The sequence below is a fragment of the Streptomyces sp. Alt3 genome (assembly GCF_030719215.1).
Lineage (GTDB): Bacteria > Actinomycetota > Actinomycetes > Streptomycetales > Streptomycetaceae > Streptomyces > Streptomyces glycanivorans.
Map to the genome: position 1 here is coordinate 4037768 of NZ_CP120983.1, position 16060 is coordinate 4053827.

A 16060-nucleotide genomic window follows, 5' to 3' on the forward strand; every position below is an offset into this window, starting at 1 on the left:
GACGACCCATGACAGCCACCGCCCCGCACTTCGGGCCCTCCCCGGTACGACGGCCGCTCGCAGCGGTCGCGCTCCTCGCCACGCTGATCAGCCTGCTGTTCGGCCTGGTGCTGGCGGGCGCGAGCCCCGCGTCCGCGCACGCCGCCCTCACCGGGAGCGACCCGCAGGACGGGGCGGTGGTCGCCACCGCCCCCACGGACGTCACGCTCACCTTCTCCGAGCAGATCGCCATGGGTGACGACTCGATCCGGGTCCTCGACCCCAGCGGGAAGCGGGCCGACACGGGAGCACCCCGCGATCTGACGAGCGGCGGCGCCGTGCGCTACGGCGTCGAGCTCCACAGCGGACTGCCCGACGGCACGTACACCGTGGCATGGCAGGCCGTGTCCGCCGACAGCCACCCGGTCTCGGGTGCCTTCACCTTCTCCGTGGGCGCCCCGTCGGAGACCACCGTGGCGCTGCCCTCGGGCGAAGCCGGCGGCGGACTCGTGGGTGCGCTCTACGGCATCGCACGCTACGCCGCGTACGCGGGATTCATCCTGCTCGTGGGCGGTTCGGCCTTCGTGCTCGCCTGCTGGCAGCAGGGCGCCGGCGCGCGGCCGCTGCAGCGGCTCGTCGTACGCGGCTGGGTCACCCTCACCGCGGCCACCCTGGCCATGCTGCTCCTGCGCAACCCCTACACCGGATCGGGCGAACTCACCGACGCCTTCGACCTCGACGGCCTCCAGTCCGTACTCGACACCAAGCCCGGGGCCGCGCTGGTCTCCCGGCTGCTGCTCCTGGGTGCCTCCGCGCTCTTCATAGCCGTCCTCTTCGGCGCGTACGCGAAGCGCGAGGACGCGAAGGAGAAGAAGGACCTCACCTTCGGGCTCGCGACCGGCGGAGCCGTCATCGCCGCCGGGATCGCCGGGACGTGGGCCCTGGCCGAGCACGCCTCGACAGGGATCCAGCCGGGCATCGCCATGCCCGTGGACATGCTCCATCTGCTGGCCGTCGCCGGCTGGCTCGGCGGACTCGCGGCTCTGCTGGTCGCCCTCCACCGCACGCCCGACGTCACGAGCGGCGCGGTACGGCGGTTCTCACGCGTGGCGTTCGGCAGCGTGGTCGTCCTCACCGCGACCGGGCTCTACCAGTCCTGGCGTCAGGTCGGTTCGTGGTCGGCCCTGACCGGGACGCGGTACGGGCAGCTGCTGCTCGTCAAGGTGGCGCTCGTCGCCGTGCTCGTCGGGGTCGCGTGGATCTCCCGGAGGTGGACCGCGCGGCTGACCGAACGCACCGGACCGGCCGGGGACTCAGCCGTGGGCCCGGCGGAGCCGAAGGAATCGGCCGCCGATTCACCCAAGGGCCCGGCAGCACCGGCCTCGTCGGACACCGAGGAACCGGTCCCGTCGGACACCGAACCCGACGAGGAGGTGGCCCCGGAGCGCGCCGCTCAGCTCTCCCGGCAGCGCGCCGCCCTGACAGCGACGAAGGAGAAGCGCGCCCGTGACGCCGATCCGGACCGCTCGGGTCTACGTCGTTCGGTGATGGTCGAGACGGGCATCGCCGTCGTGCTGCTCGTCGTCACGACGATCCTGACGTCCACGGAGCCCGGTCGTACGGAGGAGGAGGCAGCCCGCGGCAACGCGGCCGCGGCGGCGCCGGCGGCCGGCGGCGAGGTGAACCTGAGCCTGCCCTTCGACACCGGCGGTCAGAACGGCAAGGGCACGGTACGCCTGGACATCTCGCCCGGCGGAACCGGCGCCAACAGCGCGCACCTGTGGATCGACGGGCCCGACGGACGTCCGCTGGACGTCCCCGAGGTGAAGCTCGCTCTCACGCTGGAGTCCAAGGACATCGGCCCCCTGCCGGTCGTACCCGACCGCCTCACCGAGGGGCACTGGACCGCGAGCGGTGTGCAGATCCCGATGGCGGGCGACTGGAAGGTCGCCGTGACGGTACGGACCTCGGACATCGACCAGACCACCATCGACAAGAACGTGAAGATCGGCTGATCAGCGTGAGCAAGAAGAAGGACGGCCTCAGGAAGAGCGGTACCGCCGCCGGAAGCCGTGAGGAGTCACGTCCCGACGGAGCCGGTGTCGTCTCCCGGCGACGGCTGATCGGCAGCGCGGGAGCGGCCGGAGCGGCAGGCCTCGTCCTCGGCGCGGCCGGTGGCGCGGGCACCTACGCCGCGACGCGGGAGGAGGAGCCGACGGCGCTGACCACGGTCGGCTCGACCGAGGCGATGTTTCACGGGAAACATCAAGCGGGGATCACGACTCCGCTTCAGGCCCGTGGACACCTGGTCGCCTTCGATCTGGCACCCGGCGCGGGGCGTAAGGAGGCGGCCGCTCTGTTGCGCCGATGGTCGGCGGTGGCGGAACGGCTGATGGCCGGTGAGGTGGTGAAGGGCGGCCCGGGTCATGACACGGGGGTGGCACTGGACGCCGGTCCGTCCTCCCTGACCGTCACCCTCGGCTTCGGACGCACCTTCTTCGCCCGCACCGGCCTGGACGACCAGCAGCAGGCCGCCCTGGACCCGCTGCCCGCCTTCTCCTCCGATCACCTCGACGCCAAGCGGTCCGACGGCGACCTCTGGGTACAGATCGGTGCGGACGACGCGCTCGTCGCCTTCCACGCCCTGCGCGCCCTGCAGAAGGAAGCCGGCTCCTCGGCCAGGGTGCGGTGGCAGATGAACGGCTTCAACCGCACGCCGGGCGCCACGGCACGGCCGATGACCGCACGCAACCTGATGGGCCAGGTCGACGGCACGAACAACCCCCGGCCGGCCGAGAGCGACTTCGAGAAGCGGATCTTCGTGCCGTCCGACGACTCGTCGGCGTCCGCCTGGATGGCGAACGGTTCGTACGCCGTCGTCCGGCGGATCAGGATGCTCCTGGACGACTGGGAGGAGCTCACGGCCGAGCGCCAGGAACAGGTCATCGGCCGGCGCAAGGCGGACGGCGCCCCTCTCAGCGGCGGCTCGGAGAGCACCACGATGGACCTGGACAGGACGGGGCCGGACGGCAAGCTGCTGATCCCGTCCAACGCCCACGCCCGGATCTCCTCCCCCGAGAAGAACGGTGGCGCCGCGATGCTGCGGCGCCCGTTCTCGTACCACGACGGCATCTCCGACGACGGCACCCCGGACGCCGGACTGCTCTTCGTCTGCTGGCAGGCCGATCCGTTCAAGGGCTTCATCCCGGTCCAGCGCAAACTGGACCGCGGGGACGCCCTCTCACCGTTCGTCCGGCACGAGGCGAGCGGCCTGTTCGCCGTGCCCGGAGGCGCCGGCGCAGGGGAGTACGTGGGGCAGCGCCTGCTGGAGTCATGAGCGGAACGGACCCCGCCCTCCGCCGCACCGCACGGGACCTGCGGCCCCGTCCCAAGGCCGGCGTAGGGCGCACAGCCCCTTCCGTCGGCCCATTAGGGTGACCGTATGTCAGCCACGCGCTACGCCTACCTCGGCCCCGAAGGCACCTTCACCGAGGTCGCCCTCCGTACGCTCCCCGAAGCCGCCACCCGCGAACTCGTCCCCATGGTCTCCGTGCCGGCCGCACTGGACGCGGTACGCAACGGGGAGGCCGCGGCGGCGCTCGTCCCCATCGAGAACTCCGTGGAGGGCGGCATCAGCGCGACGCTCGACGAGCTGACCACGGGCGCTCCGCTGATGATCTACCGCGAGGTGCTGCTCTCCATCACGTTCGCGCTGCTGGTGCGCCCCGGTACGAAGCTCTCGGACATCAAGACCGTCACGGCCCACCCAGCCGCTCAGCCCCAGGTACGCAACTGGATGGCGGCGCACCTGCCCAACGCGGTGTGGGAGTCGGCGGCCTCCAACGCGGACGGTGCCCGGCTGGTCCAGGAGGGCCGCTACGACGCCGCCTTCGCCGGTGAGTTCGCGGCGGCGACCTACGGGCTGGAACCGCTGGTGACGGAGATCCACGACGCGGAGAACGCCCAGACCCGCTTCGTGCTGGTGGGGCGCCCCGCCAGGCCGTCCGCGCCCACGGGAGCCGACAAGACCTCCGTGGTGATCTGGCTCGGGGACGACCGCCCGGGGGCGCTGCTCGAACTCCTCCAGGAGTTCGCCGTCCGCGGGGTCAACCTGATGCTGATCCAGTCCAGGCCCACCGGGGAGGGCATCGGGAACTACTGCTTCGCCGTGGACGCGGAGGGGCACATCGCCGACCGCCGCGTCGGTGAGGCACTGATGGGGCTGAAGAGGATCTGTCCGAATGTGCGGTTCCTCGGTTCCTATCCGCGCGCGGGGGTGACGCCCGACGAGGTGGGAGCCCTGCGGATCGGCACGTCGGACACCGACTTCACCGAGGCGTCCGACTGGCTGGCCCGCAGCCAGGACGGCCGGGTCTGAAGCCTCCTGGAAGGGCCGGCCGCGAGTGCCGCCGGTCCTACCTGCAGATTTTCACTCCACACACAGAGTTATCCACAGGGCGCGATCCCAGCCTGGGGACAAGTCGACACCGCAACGCGACATGGTCGACAAATCGCCCCACTCATCATGGATCCCCCACTGAAGCCCAGCCCCCCTCGTGTCACTGCAATTCCGTTGATCAACTCATGGATACGAGGAATACCCACTCGAATGAGTGCATGGACGAGGTTTGAGTCGCGAATCCCTGCCCATTCGTGCCGCTTTCGGAGCGATCCCTTCCGGCATCCACAGAACTTCCTCACAGCCTGTGGATAACTAATTGGATCCACCGCCCCCTGTGGACAACCCGCCCTGGCGACACCCCCAACTCGCCCCGCACGCAACGGGGATGCGTCAATCCGCGGGCGCACCCGTTCCCTTTTCGAGGCAATGAGACCTTTTTTCCAAGATCTCCACCGCTCACCGCACCCCCCGATTCCCCAGGATTGCCGATCCCGGCAATTCGGGCAAAGCGCCACGCTCGTCGATATCGGTTCGAGCGGTGGATCCCCGCACCGGTAGCCTTGAGGGGTGATTGACCTTCGCCTGCTCCGTGAGGACCCCGACCGTGTTCGCGCCTCCCAGCGCGCCCGTGGAGAGGACGTCGCGCTCGTCGACGCCCTTCTCTCCGCCGACGAGCTGCGCAGGTCGTCCGGCGTCCGCTTCGACGAACTCCGCTCCGAGCAGAAGTCGCTCGGCAAGCTGATCCCCAAGGCCTCACCCGAGGAGCGCGCCGAACTCCTCAAGAAGGCCGATCAGCTCAAGACCGAGGTCAAGGCCGCCGACGCCGCGCAGGACGAGGCGGACGCCGAGGCCAAGCGGCTGCTCCTGCAGCTCGGCAACATCGTCCACGAGGACGTGCCGGTGGGCGGCGAGGAGGACTTCGTCGTCCTGGAGACGCACGGCACGATCCGCGACTTCGGCGCGGAGGGCTTCGAGCCCAAGGACCACCTGGAGCTCGGCGAGGCGCTGGGCGCCATCGACATGGAGCGCGGCGCCAAGGTCTCCGGATCACGCTTCTACTACCTGACCGGCATCGGCGCGCTCCTCGAACTCGCCCTGGTCAACGCGGCGATCGCCCAGGCCACGGAGGCCGGCTTCGTCCCCATGCTGACCCCGGCCCTGGTGCGCCCGCGCGCCATGGAGGGCACGGGCTTCCTCGGCCAGGCCGCGGAGAACGTCTACCACCTGGAGAAGGACGACTACTACCTGGTCGGCACCTCCGAGGTCCCCCTCGCCGCGTACCACATGGACGAGATCATCGACGCCGACAAGCTGCCCCTGCGGTACGCCGGCTACTCGCCGTGCTTCCGCCGCGAGGCCGGCACCTACGGCAAGGACACCCGCGGCATCTTCCGTGTCCACCAGTTCGACAAGGTCGAGATGTTCTCGTACGTCGATCCCACGGACGCCGAGGCCGAGCACCGCAGGCTCCTGGACTGGGAGAAGCAGTGGCTCACCGGCCTGGAGCTGCCGTTCCAGGTGATCGACGTCGCCACCGGGGACCTGGGAGCCTCCGCCTCGCGGAAGTTCGACTGCGAGGCGTGGATCCCGACCCAGGGCAAGTACCGGGAGCTGACCTCCGCGTCGAACTGCGACGGCTTCCAGGCACGCCGGCTCTCCGTCCGTATGCGGGACGGCAAGAAGGTCCAGCCGCTGGCGACGCTGAACGGCACCCTCTGCGCCGTACCGCGCACGATCGTGGCGATCCTGGAGAACCACCAGCTGCCCGACGGTTCGGTGCGTGTGCCCGAGGCTCTCCGCCCGTACCTGGGCGGGCGCGAGCTGCTGGAGCCGGTCTCCAAGTGACGTTCCCCTACAAGCTCGTCGCGACCGACCTCGACGGCACCCTGCTGCGCGACGACCACACGGTCTCCGGACGCACGCGCGAGGCCCTGGCCGCGGTCACCGCGGCCGGCGCCGCGCACATCGTCGTCACCGGCCGCGCGGTGCCGTGGACCCGGCACATCCTGGACGACCTGGGCTACGAGGGTCTCGCGGTGTGCGGTCAGGGCGCGCAGGTCTACGACGCGGGTGAGCACAGACTGCTGACCTCCCTCACCCTGGACCGGCAGCTCGCGGGGCTCGCCCTGTCCAAGATCGAGGCGGAGGTCGGTCCGCTCGCGCTGGCGGCGAGCCGCGACGGCCTCGACGGCGAGGTGCTGGTCGGACCCGGTTACCGGGTGCAGGAGGGGCCTCTGCCCGCCGTCTACATGAATGACCCCGCCGAGATGTGGTCCGCTCCGCTGAACAAGGTCTACATACAGCACCCGGAGCTCGACGACGACGCCCTCGCGCACGCCGCGCGGCAGGCCGTCGGCAGCCTCGTGAACGTCGTCATGGCGGGCCCGGGTGTCGTGGAGATCCTGCCGCTGGGGCTGAGCAAGGCGACCGGGCTCTCCTTGGCGGCACGCCGTCTGGGGCTCAAGGCCGCGGACACCGTGGCCTTCGGTGACATGCCCAACGACATCCCCATGTTCGGCTGGGCACAGCACGGTGTCGCCATGGCCAACGCACATGACGACCTGAAGGCCGTGGCGCACGAGATCACCGCGTCGAACGAGCACGACGGCATCGCGATCGTGCTGGAGGAACTGCTCCGGGCTGCCCCGCGCGCGTAGAGCGCGCGGGACGCTCCCGGAACCGGGCAGCCGGGGTTCCGACGCCGGTACGCCGTGTGCGGAGGATGCGCGGATCGAACGCGCGCGGGGGGACGCCCCGACGACGGCTCAGCAAGCCGCTGCCTTACCACTCGGCCAATCCTCCGGGAGGTGGCCGCGCGATGCGCTGAAGGGCCACCCGGGGGTCCTGCTGCGGCGCCGGGCAGCTGATGAGGCTACCGGGGCGCCGGCTGCGGACCACCCTGCGGGGAACTCGACGGACTCGTACCACTGGTCATCGCCGTGCTCCTCTCCCGGTCCTCACGGACGCCGCTGTGCGCGCCGTTCCCTTCACTGTGCCCGAGGCCGCCGCCCGGGACCACCCCTTTTCGCCGGGGCGGCCCCGGGCGCATCCTCAGCCGTCAGTGCGGCGGCTCAAATTCCGCAGCCGCCGGGAGAGGTCGTCCATCCGCGCGTCGAGCCGGAGGACATCCTGCGAGACGTCGCTGAGCCGGAGGCTGATCGCACCGACGACCTGATGGGTGACGTCGAGCTTCCGGTCGAGCGAGTCCAGCCGTTGCGACATCCGCCCCAGCACGGGGCCGAGCTCCTGGAGCGCGCTTCCCACTCCGAGGAGGCAGCCCTCGATCCGGGTGACCCGACGTTCGAGGGAGACGTACGACGCCCGGAGGTCCTCCTCGGCGTCGAGGAGATGGGTCCGGACGCTGCGTGCGATGTCGCTGTCGCGAAGGAGCATGGCGACGTTGAGGACGGTCCGGCGGGTGTACAGTCGCAGCTGCGTGCTCGCCTGTGGATAACTTCCAGACCGCTCCCCCTTCCATAGCGACAGCATGTCGCTATGGAAGGTGCGCAGGTCAGCACCTCGCAGCACCTTCATTCCGTTGTCGGTCAGCTCCGGCTGGTGCCGGTCGGTCAGCCGCCTGACCGCGGCTGTGGATACTTCGAAGTAACGGGCCACGTCCTCTGTGCGAAGGTGAATTCCGTCGGGGAGCATGACAAGGCTCTTGACCTTGTCGAGGGCTTCGACGCGCCCCATCTGCTCGACCCGGAGGGCCGGAGATTCGAGCAGGGCGACTTCGGTGGGCATGGGTGTGCCTTTCGTGCGCGGGAACGACAAGGGCTGCCCTGTCCCCGGGCCGCGGGGGTGGAGGGCGCTCACGGTTGCCACCTGCTCGATGACCGGTCGGCGGGCGATGCCTCGCCGATGCCGGCATTCCCCTGATTCACGAAAGCTCGACGTCACGGATTCCAGTTGCCTCCACGCACCCCGCACAACGAGCGGGCGAGCGGGCGGACACGCCGTCCGCCGCCGGGCATGGAACAACCCCCGCCTTAGGGGCAGGGGTTGTCCGGAGGCGAGAGGTCTCACTCCTCGCCGGCGAGCTTCAGCGCGCGCAGCTTCTGACCCGCGTACCAGGTGGCGATCACCGTGACGCCGACCAGCAGGACGGTCGCCAGCGGCAGGCCGACGTCCGAGGTGACCAGGCCGTCCCCGGCGACCTTCTCGGCGACCGAGAGGGACCACTGCTGCACACTGAGCGTCCGCGCGCCCGGTACCAGGCTGCCGAAGAGCGCCTCCCACACCAGGGCGTACACGAGGCCGAAGACGACCGCGTGCCGGCTGACCGTACCGAGCAGGAGGAACAGCGCGCTGTACGCGATCGAGGCGACCAGCGCCGCGATCGTGTAGGCCACCGCGATCTGTCCGCCGTTGCCGTTGAGGATCAGCCCGGCGATCAGTGTCGGCAGGGCCGAGAACAGCATCGTCACGCCGATGGCCACGATGAGCTTGGTGAAGATGATGGCGGGTCGCTTCACCGGCTTGGCCAGCAGATAGACGATCGAACCGTCATCGATCTCCGGACCGATGGCGCCGGTCCCCGCGATGACGCCGATGAGCGGGACCATCGTGGCGATGGCGAAACCGCCCAGAACACCGGAGGCGACACCGTCGTCGGCTCCGGCGAACGCCCGCACCGCCACGGCGATGGCCACCAGCAGGACCGGCAGGACGAACAGGATGGCGGCCCGGCGCCGGCCGAGCAGGGCCCGGTAGGTGAGCCGGGCGACTGTGGGGTCGTACATGACGCTTCACAGCTCCTTATGGGCCACTACTCAGGCCGCTACGAGATAGGAAAAGACCGATTCGAGGGACTCGTCGGACGGGGAGACGGTCAGCAGCCGGATGCCGTTCTCACGCGCGACCTTCGGCAGCAGGGTCGTGAAGCGTCCGAAGTCGACCGCCTGGATGCGCAGGGCCCGCTCCGTCACGTCGACCTCGATCCCCGCGGTCGAGGGGTCCGCGATGAGCGCCGCGGCGAGCGCCCGGTCGTCGCTGGACCGTACGAGATAGCGGTGCGGCCGGTCCGTCATCAGCCTGCGGATCTTCCGGAAGTCGCCGGACGCCGCGTGCCGGCCCGCCACGATCACCTCGATGTGCGAGGCGAGCTGCTCGACCTCCTCCAGGATGTGGGAGGAGAAGAGCACCGTGCGTCCCTCCGCTCCCATCCGGCGCAGCAGGTCCATGAGCTGCATCCGCTGACGCGGGTCCATTCCGTTGAACGGCTCGTCCAGCAGCAGCACCGACGGGTCGTGGACCAGGGCGGACGCCATCTTCACGCGCTGGCGCATGCCCTTGCTGTACGTGGAGATCTTGCGGTCCTGCGCGTACTCCATCTCGACCGTGGCCAGTGCCTTCGCCGCGGCCGCGTCGCCCAGTCCGTGGAGCTCCGCGTTGGCGACGACGAATTCGCGGCCGGTCAGGAAGTCGTACATGCCCTCGCGCTCGGGCACGATCCCGATGGCCTTGTAGACGGACTCGTTGCGCCAGATCTGCGTGCCGTCGAGCGTCACCTTGCCGGTCGACGGCGCGAGGAAACCGGCCATCATGTTGATCAGCGTGGACTTGCCCGCTCCGTTGGGGCCGAGCAGCCCCGTGACACCGGGCCCCACGGACATGCTGACGTCGTTGACGGCGACCACGTTGCCGAACCAGCGCGAGGTGTGGTCGATCTCGATGGTGGTCACAGCCCGACCCTCCGGTAGCGGCGCATCAGTACGGCGTACGAGCCGGCGACGAGCGCGAGAACAACGATCAGATAGACCACGCCCGCCGCGGCCCCGGGGCCCTCGCCGCCGGGGAAGGCGGACGCCGCACCGAGGAAGGCGGTCTGCACCCCGTCGATCAGGGTGATCGGGGAGAACAGCCCCAGCCAGGTGATCGCGTCGGCCGAGCTCGTCTGCCAGGCGATCGCCTGGACCGTGGAGACCGCGCCGTAGGTGATGGTCATGACCGCGATCACCGCGGCGACCCCGAAGCCCCGGCGGGGTGTCAGGGCGGCGACGACCAGGCCCAGCCCGGCGAACAGCACGGAGAGCAGGGCCACCGAGACCATCCCCTGCCCGAAGCCCTTGGTCTGGTCGGCGAAGTCGAACTTCGCGAGCAGCGAACCCACGTAGAGGATGACGAGGGGCAGCCCGGTGAGGACGAGCAGGGCGGACGCCATCGCGGCGTACTTGGCCACGACGTAGTCGGCCCGTTCGATCGGCCGCGAGAAGTACAGCGGCACGCTCTTGAAACGCAGGTCCCTGGAGACCGACTGCGGCGCCTGGGAGGCGATGAAGAGCCCGATCACGGCCTGCAGGTAGATGGCGAAGTCCGTGTACCTGATGGGGAGCTTCGTCATGTTGGGCGTGGCGATGGCGACCGCTACGAGGATCAGCGCCACCAGGCACATCACGCCGCACAGGAGCATCGGCAGCACCTTGGACTTCGCGGACCGCCCCAGTCCGAACGAGCCCCGCAGGGACTGCGAGTAGAGGGAACGGCGGGCGTAGGCGCGACCCAGCCGGACCCCGTCGTAGGAGCGGTATCCGATGTTGTGGATGCGGGAGGCGTCGCTCCCGGCCACGGTCCCGGTCTCAGTGCTCATGGTGACCGCTCCCCTTCTGCTGTCCGACGCCGGCTGTCGCGGCCGGAGCCGCCTGGTGCGCCTCTCCGGCGCGGAAGACCTCGGCGATGCGGTGGCGACGCTGTTCCATCCGGACGAGGCCCAGTCCGAGCCCGGCGACGCTGTCGCGGACCAGGTCGTAGGTCTCCTCGCCCGTCGCCTCGACCAGGAGGATGTGGCCCGCTCCCGGCAGCCCCTCGGCGTCGAGTCCGTCGTGGCCCAGGAGCGTGATCCCGGCCTCGGTGAGGGCCTTGCGCAGCGCGCCCGTGCCGTCAGGATGATCGTCGCTGTCGGTCACCTCGACCGCCAGGGTCGTGGTGACCGAGGTGAAGTCGCTGGTCGAGCTGGACCGCAGCAGTGATCCGCCGTCGATGACGACGACGTGGTCACAGGTCCGCTCCAGCTCCCCCAGGAGGTGGGAGGTGACCAGCACCGAGATGCCGAAATCGGTGTGGACACGGCGGATCAGACCGAGCATCTCGTCGCGGCCGACGGGGTCGAGGCCGTTCGTCGGCTCGTCGAGGAGGACCAGCCTCGGGTCGTGGACCAGGGCCTGGGCCAGCTTCACCCGCTGCTTCATGCCGGTCGAGTAGCCGCCGATGGGGCGGTAGCGCTCCTCGTACAGACCGACGTGCCGCAGGGTGTCCGCGGTGCGCTCACGCGCGGCGGTGGGCGGTAGCCCGGACATCCGCGCCATGTGGACGACGAACTCGGTCGCCGAGACGTCGGGAGGCAGACAGTCGTGCTCGGGCATGTACCCGACCCGCTCCCGGATCGCGGCGCCCTCGGTGGCCACGTCGAGCCCGAGCACCGCGGCCCGGCCTTCGGTGGCGGGGGACAGACCCAGCAGGATCTTGATCAGTGTGGACTTGCCGGCCCCGTTGGAACCCACCAGGCCGGTCACGCCCGGTCCGATGTCCAAGGAGAGCCGGTCAAGCGCGGTCACCCTCGGGAACCGCTTGCTCAGGCTTTCGGTTGCGATCACAGTCACGTCATCGAAGGTAGTGGCGCGCACCACAGGAGTCGTCAGACCAGGCGGCTGGATCGGGGTCCGACTCCAGGCGTACGGACCCGTAGGGGGGACCCCACGAGGGAGGACACCGCGCCCCCGCGCCGACGCCGGACGCGGGCAGGTCCGGATGATCCCTTGACGCGACCGTCCCGCGGTTGCCACATTCAGCGGTGTCACGTTACGGACGCGTACCGCGACGCCGGCACAGGGACGAGGAGGCGGCGTGGATCTGCGAAGCGCGCGTGAGCGCTGGGTGCGAACCGGTGGGATCGAGCTGTGTGTCGCCGAGTTGGGCGACCCTTCACAGCCGACGATCGTGCTGGTGCACGGTTATCCGGACAGCAAGGAGGTCTGGTCCGAGGTCGCCCGGCGGCTGGCGGACCGCTGGCACGTGGTGTTCTACGACGTGCGGGGCCACGGCAGGTCGACGGCCCCCAAGCCGTTGCGCGGTGGTTTCACACTGGAGAAACTGACCGACGACTTCCTGGCCGTGGTGGACGCCGTCAGCCCGGACCGGCCTGTCCACGTGGTCGGCCACGACTGGGGCTCGGTCCAGTCCTGGGAGTTCGCCACGGTGGAGCGGACCAAGGGGCGCATCGCCTCGTTCACGTCGATGTCCGGCCCTTCCCTCGACCACTTCGGGCACTGGATCCAGCAGCGGATGTCGCGGCCGAGTCCTCGCCGCGTGGGGCAGCTGCTCGGCCAGGGCGCCAAGTCCTGGTACGTGTACGCGCTGCACACCCCCGCTCTCCCGGAAATGGCCTGGCGCGGGCCGCTCGGCAGGCAGTGGCCACGCATTCTGCAGAGGATGGAGAAGGTCCCCGCCGACGGATATCCGACGGCGTCACTCCCGCAGGACGCGGCCCACGGAGCCTGGCTCTACCGTGACAACATCCGGACCCGGCTGCGCCGCCCGCGCCCGGACGCCCACGCGCACGTACCGGTGCAGCTGATCACACCGACCGGTGACGCCTTCCTCTCCCCGTCGCTCCACGACGAACTGGAGACCTGGGTGCCCCGGTTGGTACGCCGAACGTTGCCGGCGAAGCACTGGGTCCCGCGCACCAGGCCGGACCAGCTGTCCGCCTGGATCAGCGAGTTCGTCGAGGCCGGCGAAGCCCGGCAAGCAGGACGACCTGCCCGATTCCGACGCCTCGGATTCACCCGCGCCGGCAGCCAAGGGAGCCCATGCGGACCGTTTCGGCGGCCTGTTGGTCCTGGTGACGGGCGCCGCTTCGGGCATCGGACGCGCCACGGCGCTGTCGTTCGCACAGGCCGGAGCACGAGTGGTGGCCGTGGACCGGGACGCCGAGGGCGTGGCCCGGACTGCCGAGACCGCCCGCCTGGTCGGCGCGCCTGCCGCATGGGCCGAGGTGGTGGACGTCGGTGACGAACAGGCCATGGAGAAGCTCGCGGAGAAGGTCGCGGCCGACTGCGGCGTGGTGGACGTCCTGGTCAACAACGCGGGTATCGGACTGTCCGGATCCTTCCTCGAAACGACGAGCAAGGAATGGCGTGACGTCCTCGACGTCAATCTGTGGGGTGTCATCCACGGCTGCCGGATCTTCGGCGGGCAGATGGCGGACCGGGGCCAGGGCGGCCACATCGTCAACGTCGCTTCGGCGGCGGCCTATCAGCCGTCACGCGCGCTGCCCGCATACAGCACCTCCAAGGCGGCGGTGCTGATGCTCAGCGAGTGCCTGCGCGCGGAGCTGGCCGACCGGTCGATCGGGGTCAGTGCGATCTGCCCGGGATTCGTCAACACGGGCATCACCGGGACCGCGCGTTTCGCGGGCGCCGACGAGGTGGAGCAGCAGCGCCTCCGGAAGCGGACGACTCGGCTGTACTCCGTCCGCAACTACCCTGCGGAGAAGGCGGCCCGGGCGATCCTGGAAGCCGTGGTGCACAACCGGGCGGTGGTTCCGGTGACGCCCGAGGCCCGTGGCGCTCGGCTGCTGTCACGGATCAGCCCACGGATGCTGCGAGGCATCGCACGACTGAAGCCACCACTGTGACGGGCGGCCTGAGTTGAGCACTTCGGGTGCCCAACCACCAGTTTCCGCACTGGGTTTGGCTTGGCCTTTGGAACGATTTGTCCAAGTCAGGTACTGCGAGCGATGTTTGCGCATGTTTGCAGCCGAGGAGCGGACTTGAGCATGTCCGTTGCGGTCACGGCCTGTTGAGTGCGGCATTTCCACCCAAAAGGAATATCACGCTTATTTGAAGGCAGAGTTGATCAACTGCCGCATAAGCGTCATCACTTGTCCACAGATTCGCCAAAAGCCCTGTGGATAAACCGAGTTGCTTGTGGATCAAACCTGGGGGCGTCAAAAAGTACCGTCTCCGCCGGATGAAATCGGGGTGCACCGGGAGACGTGACCCGGGCACTCTGGCGAGATGGACGAAAGACGCACCGTCAAGGTGTCCAAGTACCTGTCGAAGCACCTCCGCCATGAACCCGACCGGATCGGGATCAGTCTCGACGCGCAGGGCTGGGTGCCCGTCGACGAACTGCTGCGGGCGTGTGCCCGGCAGGGCTTCGCCCTCACACGGGACGAACTCGACCACGTGGTGGCGGCCAACGACAAACAACGCTTCGCCCTGGACGGCGATCGCATCCGGGCGAACCAGGGCCACTCCGTCAGCGTGGATCTCGGCCTGCCTGCGGCCGAACCGCCCGCGTACCTCTACCACGGGACCGTGGCACGGGCGCTGGAGGCCATCCGCGCCGAGGGGCTCCGGCCCATGAGCCGGCACCATGTCCACCTCTCCCCCGACCGTGAGACCGCGGTCCGTGTCGGCGCCCGCCGCGGAGCGCCGATCGTCCTTCCGGTGGACTCGGGAGCCATGCACCGGGCCGGCCACTCCTTCCACGTCACCGCCAACGGGGTCTGGCTCACCGACTGCGTGCCGACGCTCTACCTGCGCCTGCGGGAGTGACGCGGCCTGCGGGAGCCAAGCGGCCTGCGGGGGTCGTTCCTCCCACCCGCACCCCGTCCCCCGGCGGCCGACGGAGCCCCCGGTGGACCGCCGTAGAGTCGTGACCATGACCTCCTCCCGTCGACTGAGCACCGTGATCCTGCCCATCCACCGCTGGAACCAGGGCGGCCGGCCGCTGTGGGTACGCGCCGAGGAGCTGGGATTCCACGCGGCCTACACCTACGACCACCTGGCCTGGCGGACGTTCCGCGACGGCCCGTGGTTCGGAGCCCTGCCGACCCTGACGGCCGCTGCCGCGGCCACCGAGCGCCTGCGTCTGGGAACGCTCGTGACCTCACCCAACTTCCGGCACCCGGTGACGCTCGCGAAGGAGCTCATCACCCTGGACGACGTGTCCGACGGGCGGATCACCCTCGGGATCGGAGCGGGCGGAAACGGCTTCGACGCCACCACGCTGCGGGGGAGCGGCGAGGAGCCGTGGAACCCGCGCGAACGCGCCGACCACTTCGAGGAGTTCGTCCCGCTGCTCGACCGGCTGCTCCGGGAGCCGACCGTCACGCAGGAAGGGCGGTTCTACAGCGCGAACGAGGCCCGGAACATCCCCGGCTGTGTGCAGCGTCCCCGGCTGCCTTTCGCGGTCGCCGCGACCGGACCGCGCGGAATGAGGCTCGCGGCGCGGCACGGCCAGGCATGGGTGACGACGGGTGACCCGAAGCTGTTCGAGTCCGGGACGCCCGATCAGTCCGTGGAAGCAGTCCGCGGTCAGATCGCACGGCTCGGCGCGGCCTGTGAGGAAGCCGGCCGCGACGTCGCCGAACTGGACAAGATCCTGCTCACCGGGTTCACGCCCGGCAGCCCCCTGGGGTCCTTCGACGCGTTCGTGGACTTCGCGGGAACACACTTCGAGCTCGGATTCACCGAGATCGTCGTCCACTGGCCGGTACCCGACTCCGTCTTCGCCCTGGACACCAAGGTGTTCGAGCGGATCGCCACCGAGGCCCTGGCCCAGTTCGACTGACCGCTCGCGTCCCCGTCTCCGAGCGTGGCGGGGACGCTGCGGCAGCCCCCGACCGGGGAGGTTCGCCGATCGGAGCCCTTGGCATATGCCGGAGTCAGGTAC

General features: G+C 69.8%; 12 protein-coding genes, 1 tRNA gene and 1 pseudogene. 8 read left to right on the top strand and 6 right to left on the bottom strand.

Features of this window, described 5'->3' with window-relative positions; translation table 11 throughout:
* The first annotated feature begins 8 nt into the window (after positions 1-8).
* The 5 genes from P8A20_RS17765 to P8A20_RS17785 all read left to right on the top strand — a co-directional run bounded on the left by P8A20_RS17765 (position 9) and on the right by P8A20_RS17785 (position 7038).
* Positions 9-1994 (top strand): copper resistance CopC/CopD family protein, encoded by a 1986-nt coding sequence (locus P8A20_RS17765; protein WP_306103851.1) that lies wholly within the window; start codon positions 9-11, stop codon positions 1992-1994.
* 5 nt (positions 1995-1999) lie between these two features.
* Positions 2000-3316 (top strand): iron uptake transporter deferrochelatase/peroxidase subunit, encoded by a 1317-nt coding sequence (gene efeB / locus P8A20_RS17770; RefSeq protein WP_371934403.1) that lies wholly within the window; start codon positions 2000-2002, stop codon positions 3314-3316.
* Positions 3317-3421: 105 nt separating this feature from the next.
* Positions 3422-4357 carry a prephenate dehydratase gene (pheA, locus tag P8A20_RS17775; RefSeq protein WP_147958528.1) on the top strand — a complete coding sequence of 312 codons (936 nt, stop codon included), beginning with the start codon at positions 3422-3424 and terminating at the stop codon, positions 4355-4357.
* A gap of 591 nt (positions 4358-4948) precedes the next feature.
* On the top strand, positions 4949-6226 hold the full coding sequence (gene serS / locus P8A20_RS17780; RefSeq protein ID WP_147958529.1) for a serine--tRNA ligase: 1278 nt from the start codon (positions 4949-4951) through the stop codon (positions 6224-6226).
* On the top strand, positions 6223-7038 hold the full coding sequence (locus P8A20_RS17785; protein ID WP_147958530.1) for an HAD family hydrolase: 816 nt from the start codon (positions 6223-6225) through the stop codon (positions 7036-7038). Before serS ends, P8A20_RS17785 begins: the two co-directional genes overlap by 4 nt.
* 59 nt (positions 7039-7097) lie before the next feature.
* On the opposite strand, the gene P8A20_RS17790 is transcribed toward P8A20_RS17785, so the two are convergent.
* The 6 genes from P8A20_RS17790 to P8A20_RS17815 form a co-directional block, all read right to left on the bottom strand.
* Positions 7098-7183 (bottom strand) — tRNA-Ser (locus tag P8A20_RS17790).
* 249 nt (positions 7184-7432) lie between these two features.
* Positions 7433-8125 carry a hypothetical protein gene (locus tag P8A20_RS17795; RefSeq protein ID WP_306103852.1) on the bottom strand — a complete coding sequence of 231 codons (693 nt, stop codon included), beginning with the start codon at positions 8123-8125 and terminating at the stop codon, positions 7433-7435.
* Positions 8126-8403: 278 nt separating this feature from the next.
* Entirely contained in the window at positions 8404-9123 is a 720-nt protein-coding gene (locus tag P8A20_RS17800; protein ID WP_147958531.1) for an ABC transporter permease, read from the bottom strand.
* Between the two features lie 30 nt (positions 9124-9153).
* The gene (locus P8A20_RS17805; RefSeq protein WP_014155164.1) at positions 9154-10065 is read right to left on the bottom strand and encodes an ABC transporter ATP-binding protein; all 912 of its coding nucleotides are present in this window, start codon (positions 10063-10065) and stop codon (positions 9154-9156) included.
* Entirely contained in the window at positions 10062-10970 is a 909-nt protein-coding gene (locus P8A20_RS17810) for an ABC transporter permease (RefSeq protein ID WP_306103853.1), read from the bottom strand. The genes P8A20_RS17805 and P8A20_RS17810 overlap by 4 nt, the downstream gene beginning before the upstream one ends.
* Positions 10960-11979 carry an ABC transporter ATP-binding protein gene (locus tag P8A20_RS17815; RefSeq protein WP_187282093.1) on the bottom strand — a complete coding sequence of 340 codons (1020 nt, stop codon included), beginning with the start codon at positions 11977-11979 and terminating at the stop codon, positions 10960-10962. Before P8A20_RS17815 ends, P8A20_RS17810 begins: the two co-directional genes overlap by 11 nt.
* A 244-nt stretch (positions 11980-12223) precedes the next feature.
* On the opposite strand from P8A20_RS17815, the pseudogene P8A20_RS17820 reads away from it, so the two are divergent.
* The 3 genes and pseudogenes from P8A20_RS17820 to P8A20_RS17830 all read left to right on the top strand — a co-directional run bounded on the left by P8A20_RS17820 (position 12224) and on the right by P8A20_RS17830 (position 15958).
* Positions 12224-14015 (top strand): annotated as a pseudogene (locus P8A20_RS17820) (SDR family oxidoreductase).
* Positions 14016-14397: 382 nt separating this feature from the next.
* Positions 14398-14940, top strand: coding sequence for an RNA 2'-phosphotransferase (locus P8A20_RS17825; RefSeq protein WP_147964415.1), 543 nt, complete (start codon positions 14398-14400; stop codon positions 14938-14940).
* A 106-nt stretch (positions 14941-15046) separates the two neighbouring features.
* The gene (locus P8A20_RS17830; RefSeq protein ID WP_147958533.1) at positions 15047-15958 is read left to right on the top strand and encodes an LLM class flavin-dependent oxidoreductase; all 912 of its coding nucleotides are present in this window, start codon (positions 15047-15049) and stop codon (positions 15956-15958) included.
* The last annotated feature ends 102 nt before the right edge of the window (positions 15959-16060 follow it).

What these genes read in the sequence shown, in the direction of transcription:
- P8A20_RS17765 (WP_306103851.1), top strand. Translation starts at nt 9, where the DNA reads ATGACAGCCACCGCCCCGCACTTCGGGCCCTCCCCGGTACGACGGCCG.
- pheA (WP_147958528.1), top strand. Translation starts at nt 3,422, where the DNA reads ATGTCAGCCACGCGCTACGCCTACCTCGGCCCCGAAGGCACCTTCACC.
- P8A20_RS17795 (WP_306103852.1), bottom strand. Translation starts at nt 8,125, where the DNA reads ATGCCCACCGAAGTCGCCCTGCTCGAATCTCCGGCCCTCCGGGTCGAG.
- P8A20_RS17800 (WP_147958531.1), bottom strand. Translation starts at nt 9,123, where the DNA reads ATGTACGACCCCACAGTCGCCCGGCTCACCTACCGGGCCCTGCTCGGC.
- P8A20_RS17810 (WP_306103853.1), bottom strand. Translation starts at nt 10,970, where the DNA reads ATGAGCACTGAGACCGGGACCGTGGCCGGGAGCGACGCCTCCCGCATC.
- P8A20_RS17825 (WP_147964415.1), top strand. Translation starts at nt 14,398, where the DNA reads ATGGACGAAAGACGCACCGTCAAGGTGTCCAAGTACCTGTCGAAGCAC.
- P8A20_RS17830 (WP_147958533.1), top strand. Translation starts at nt 15,047, where the DNA reads ATGACCTCCTCCCGTCGACTGAGCACCGTGATCCTGCCCATCCACCGC.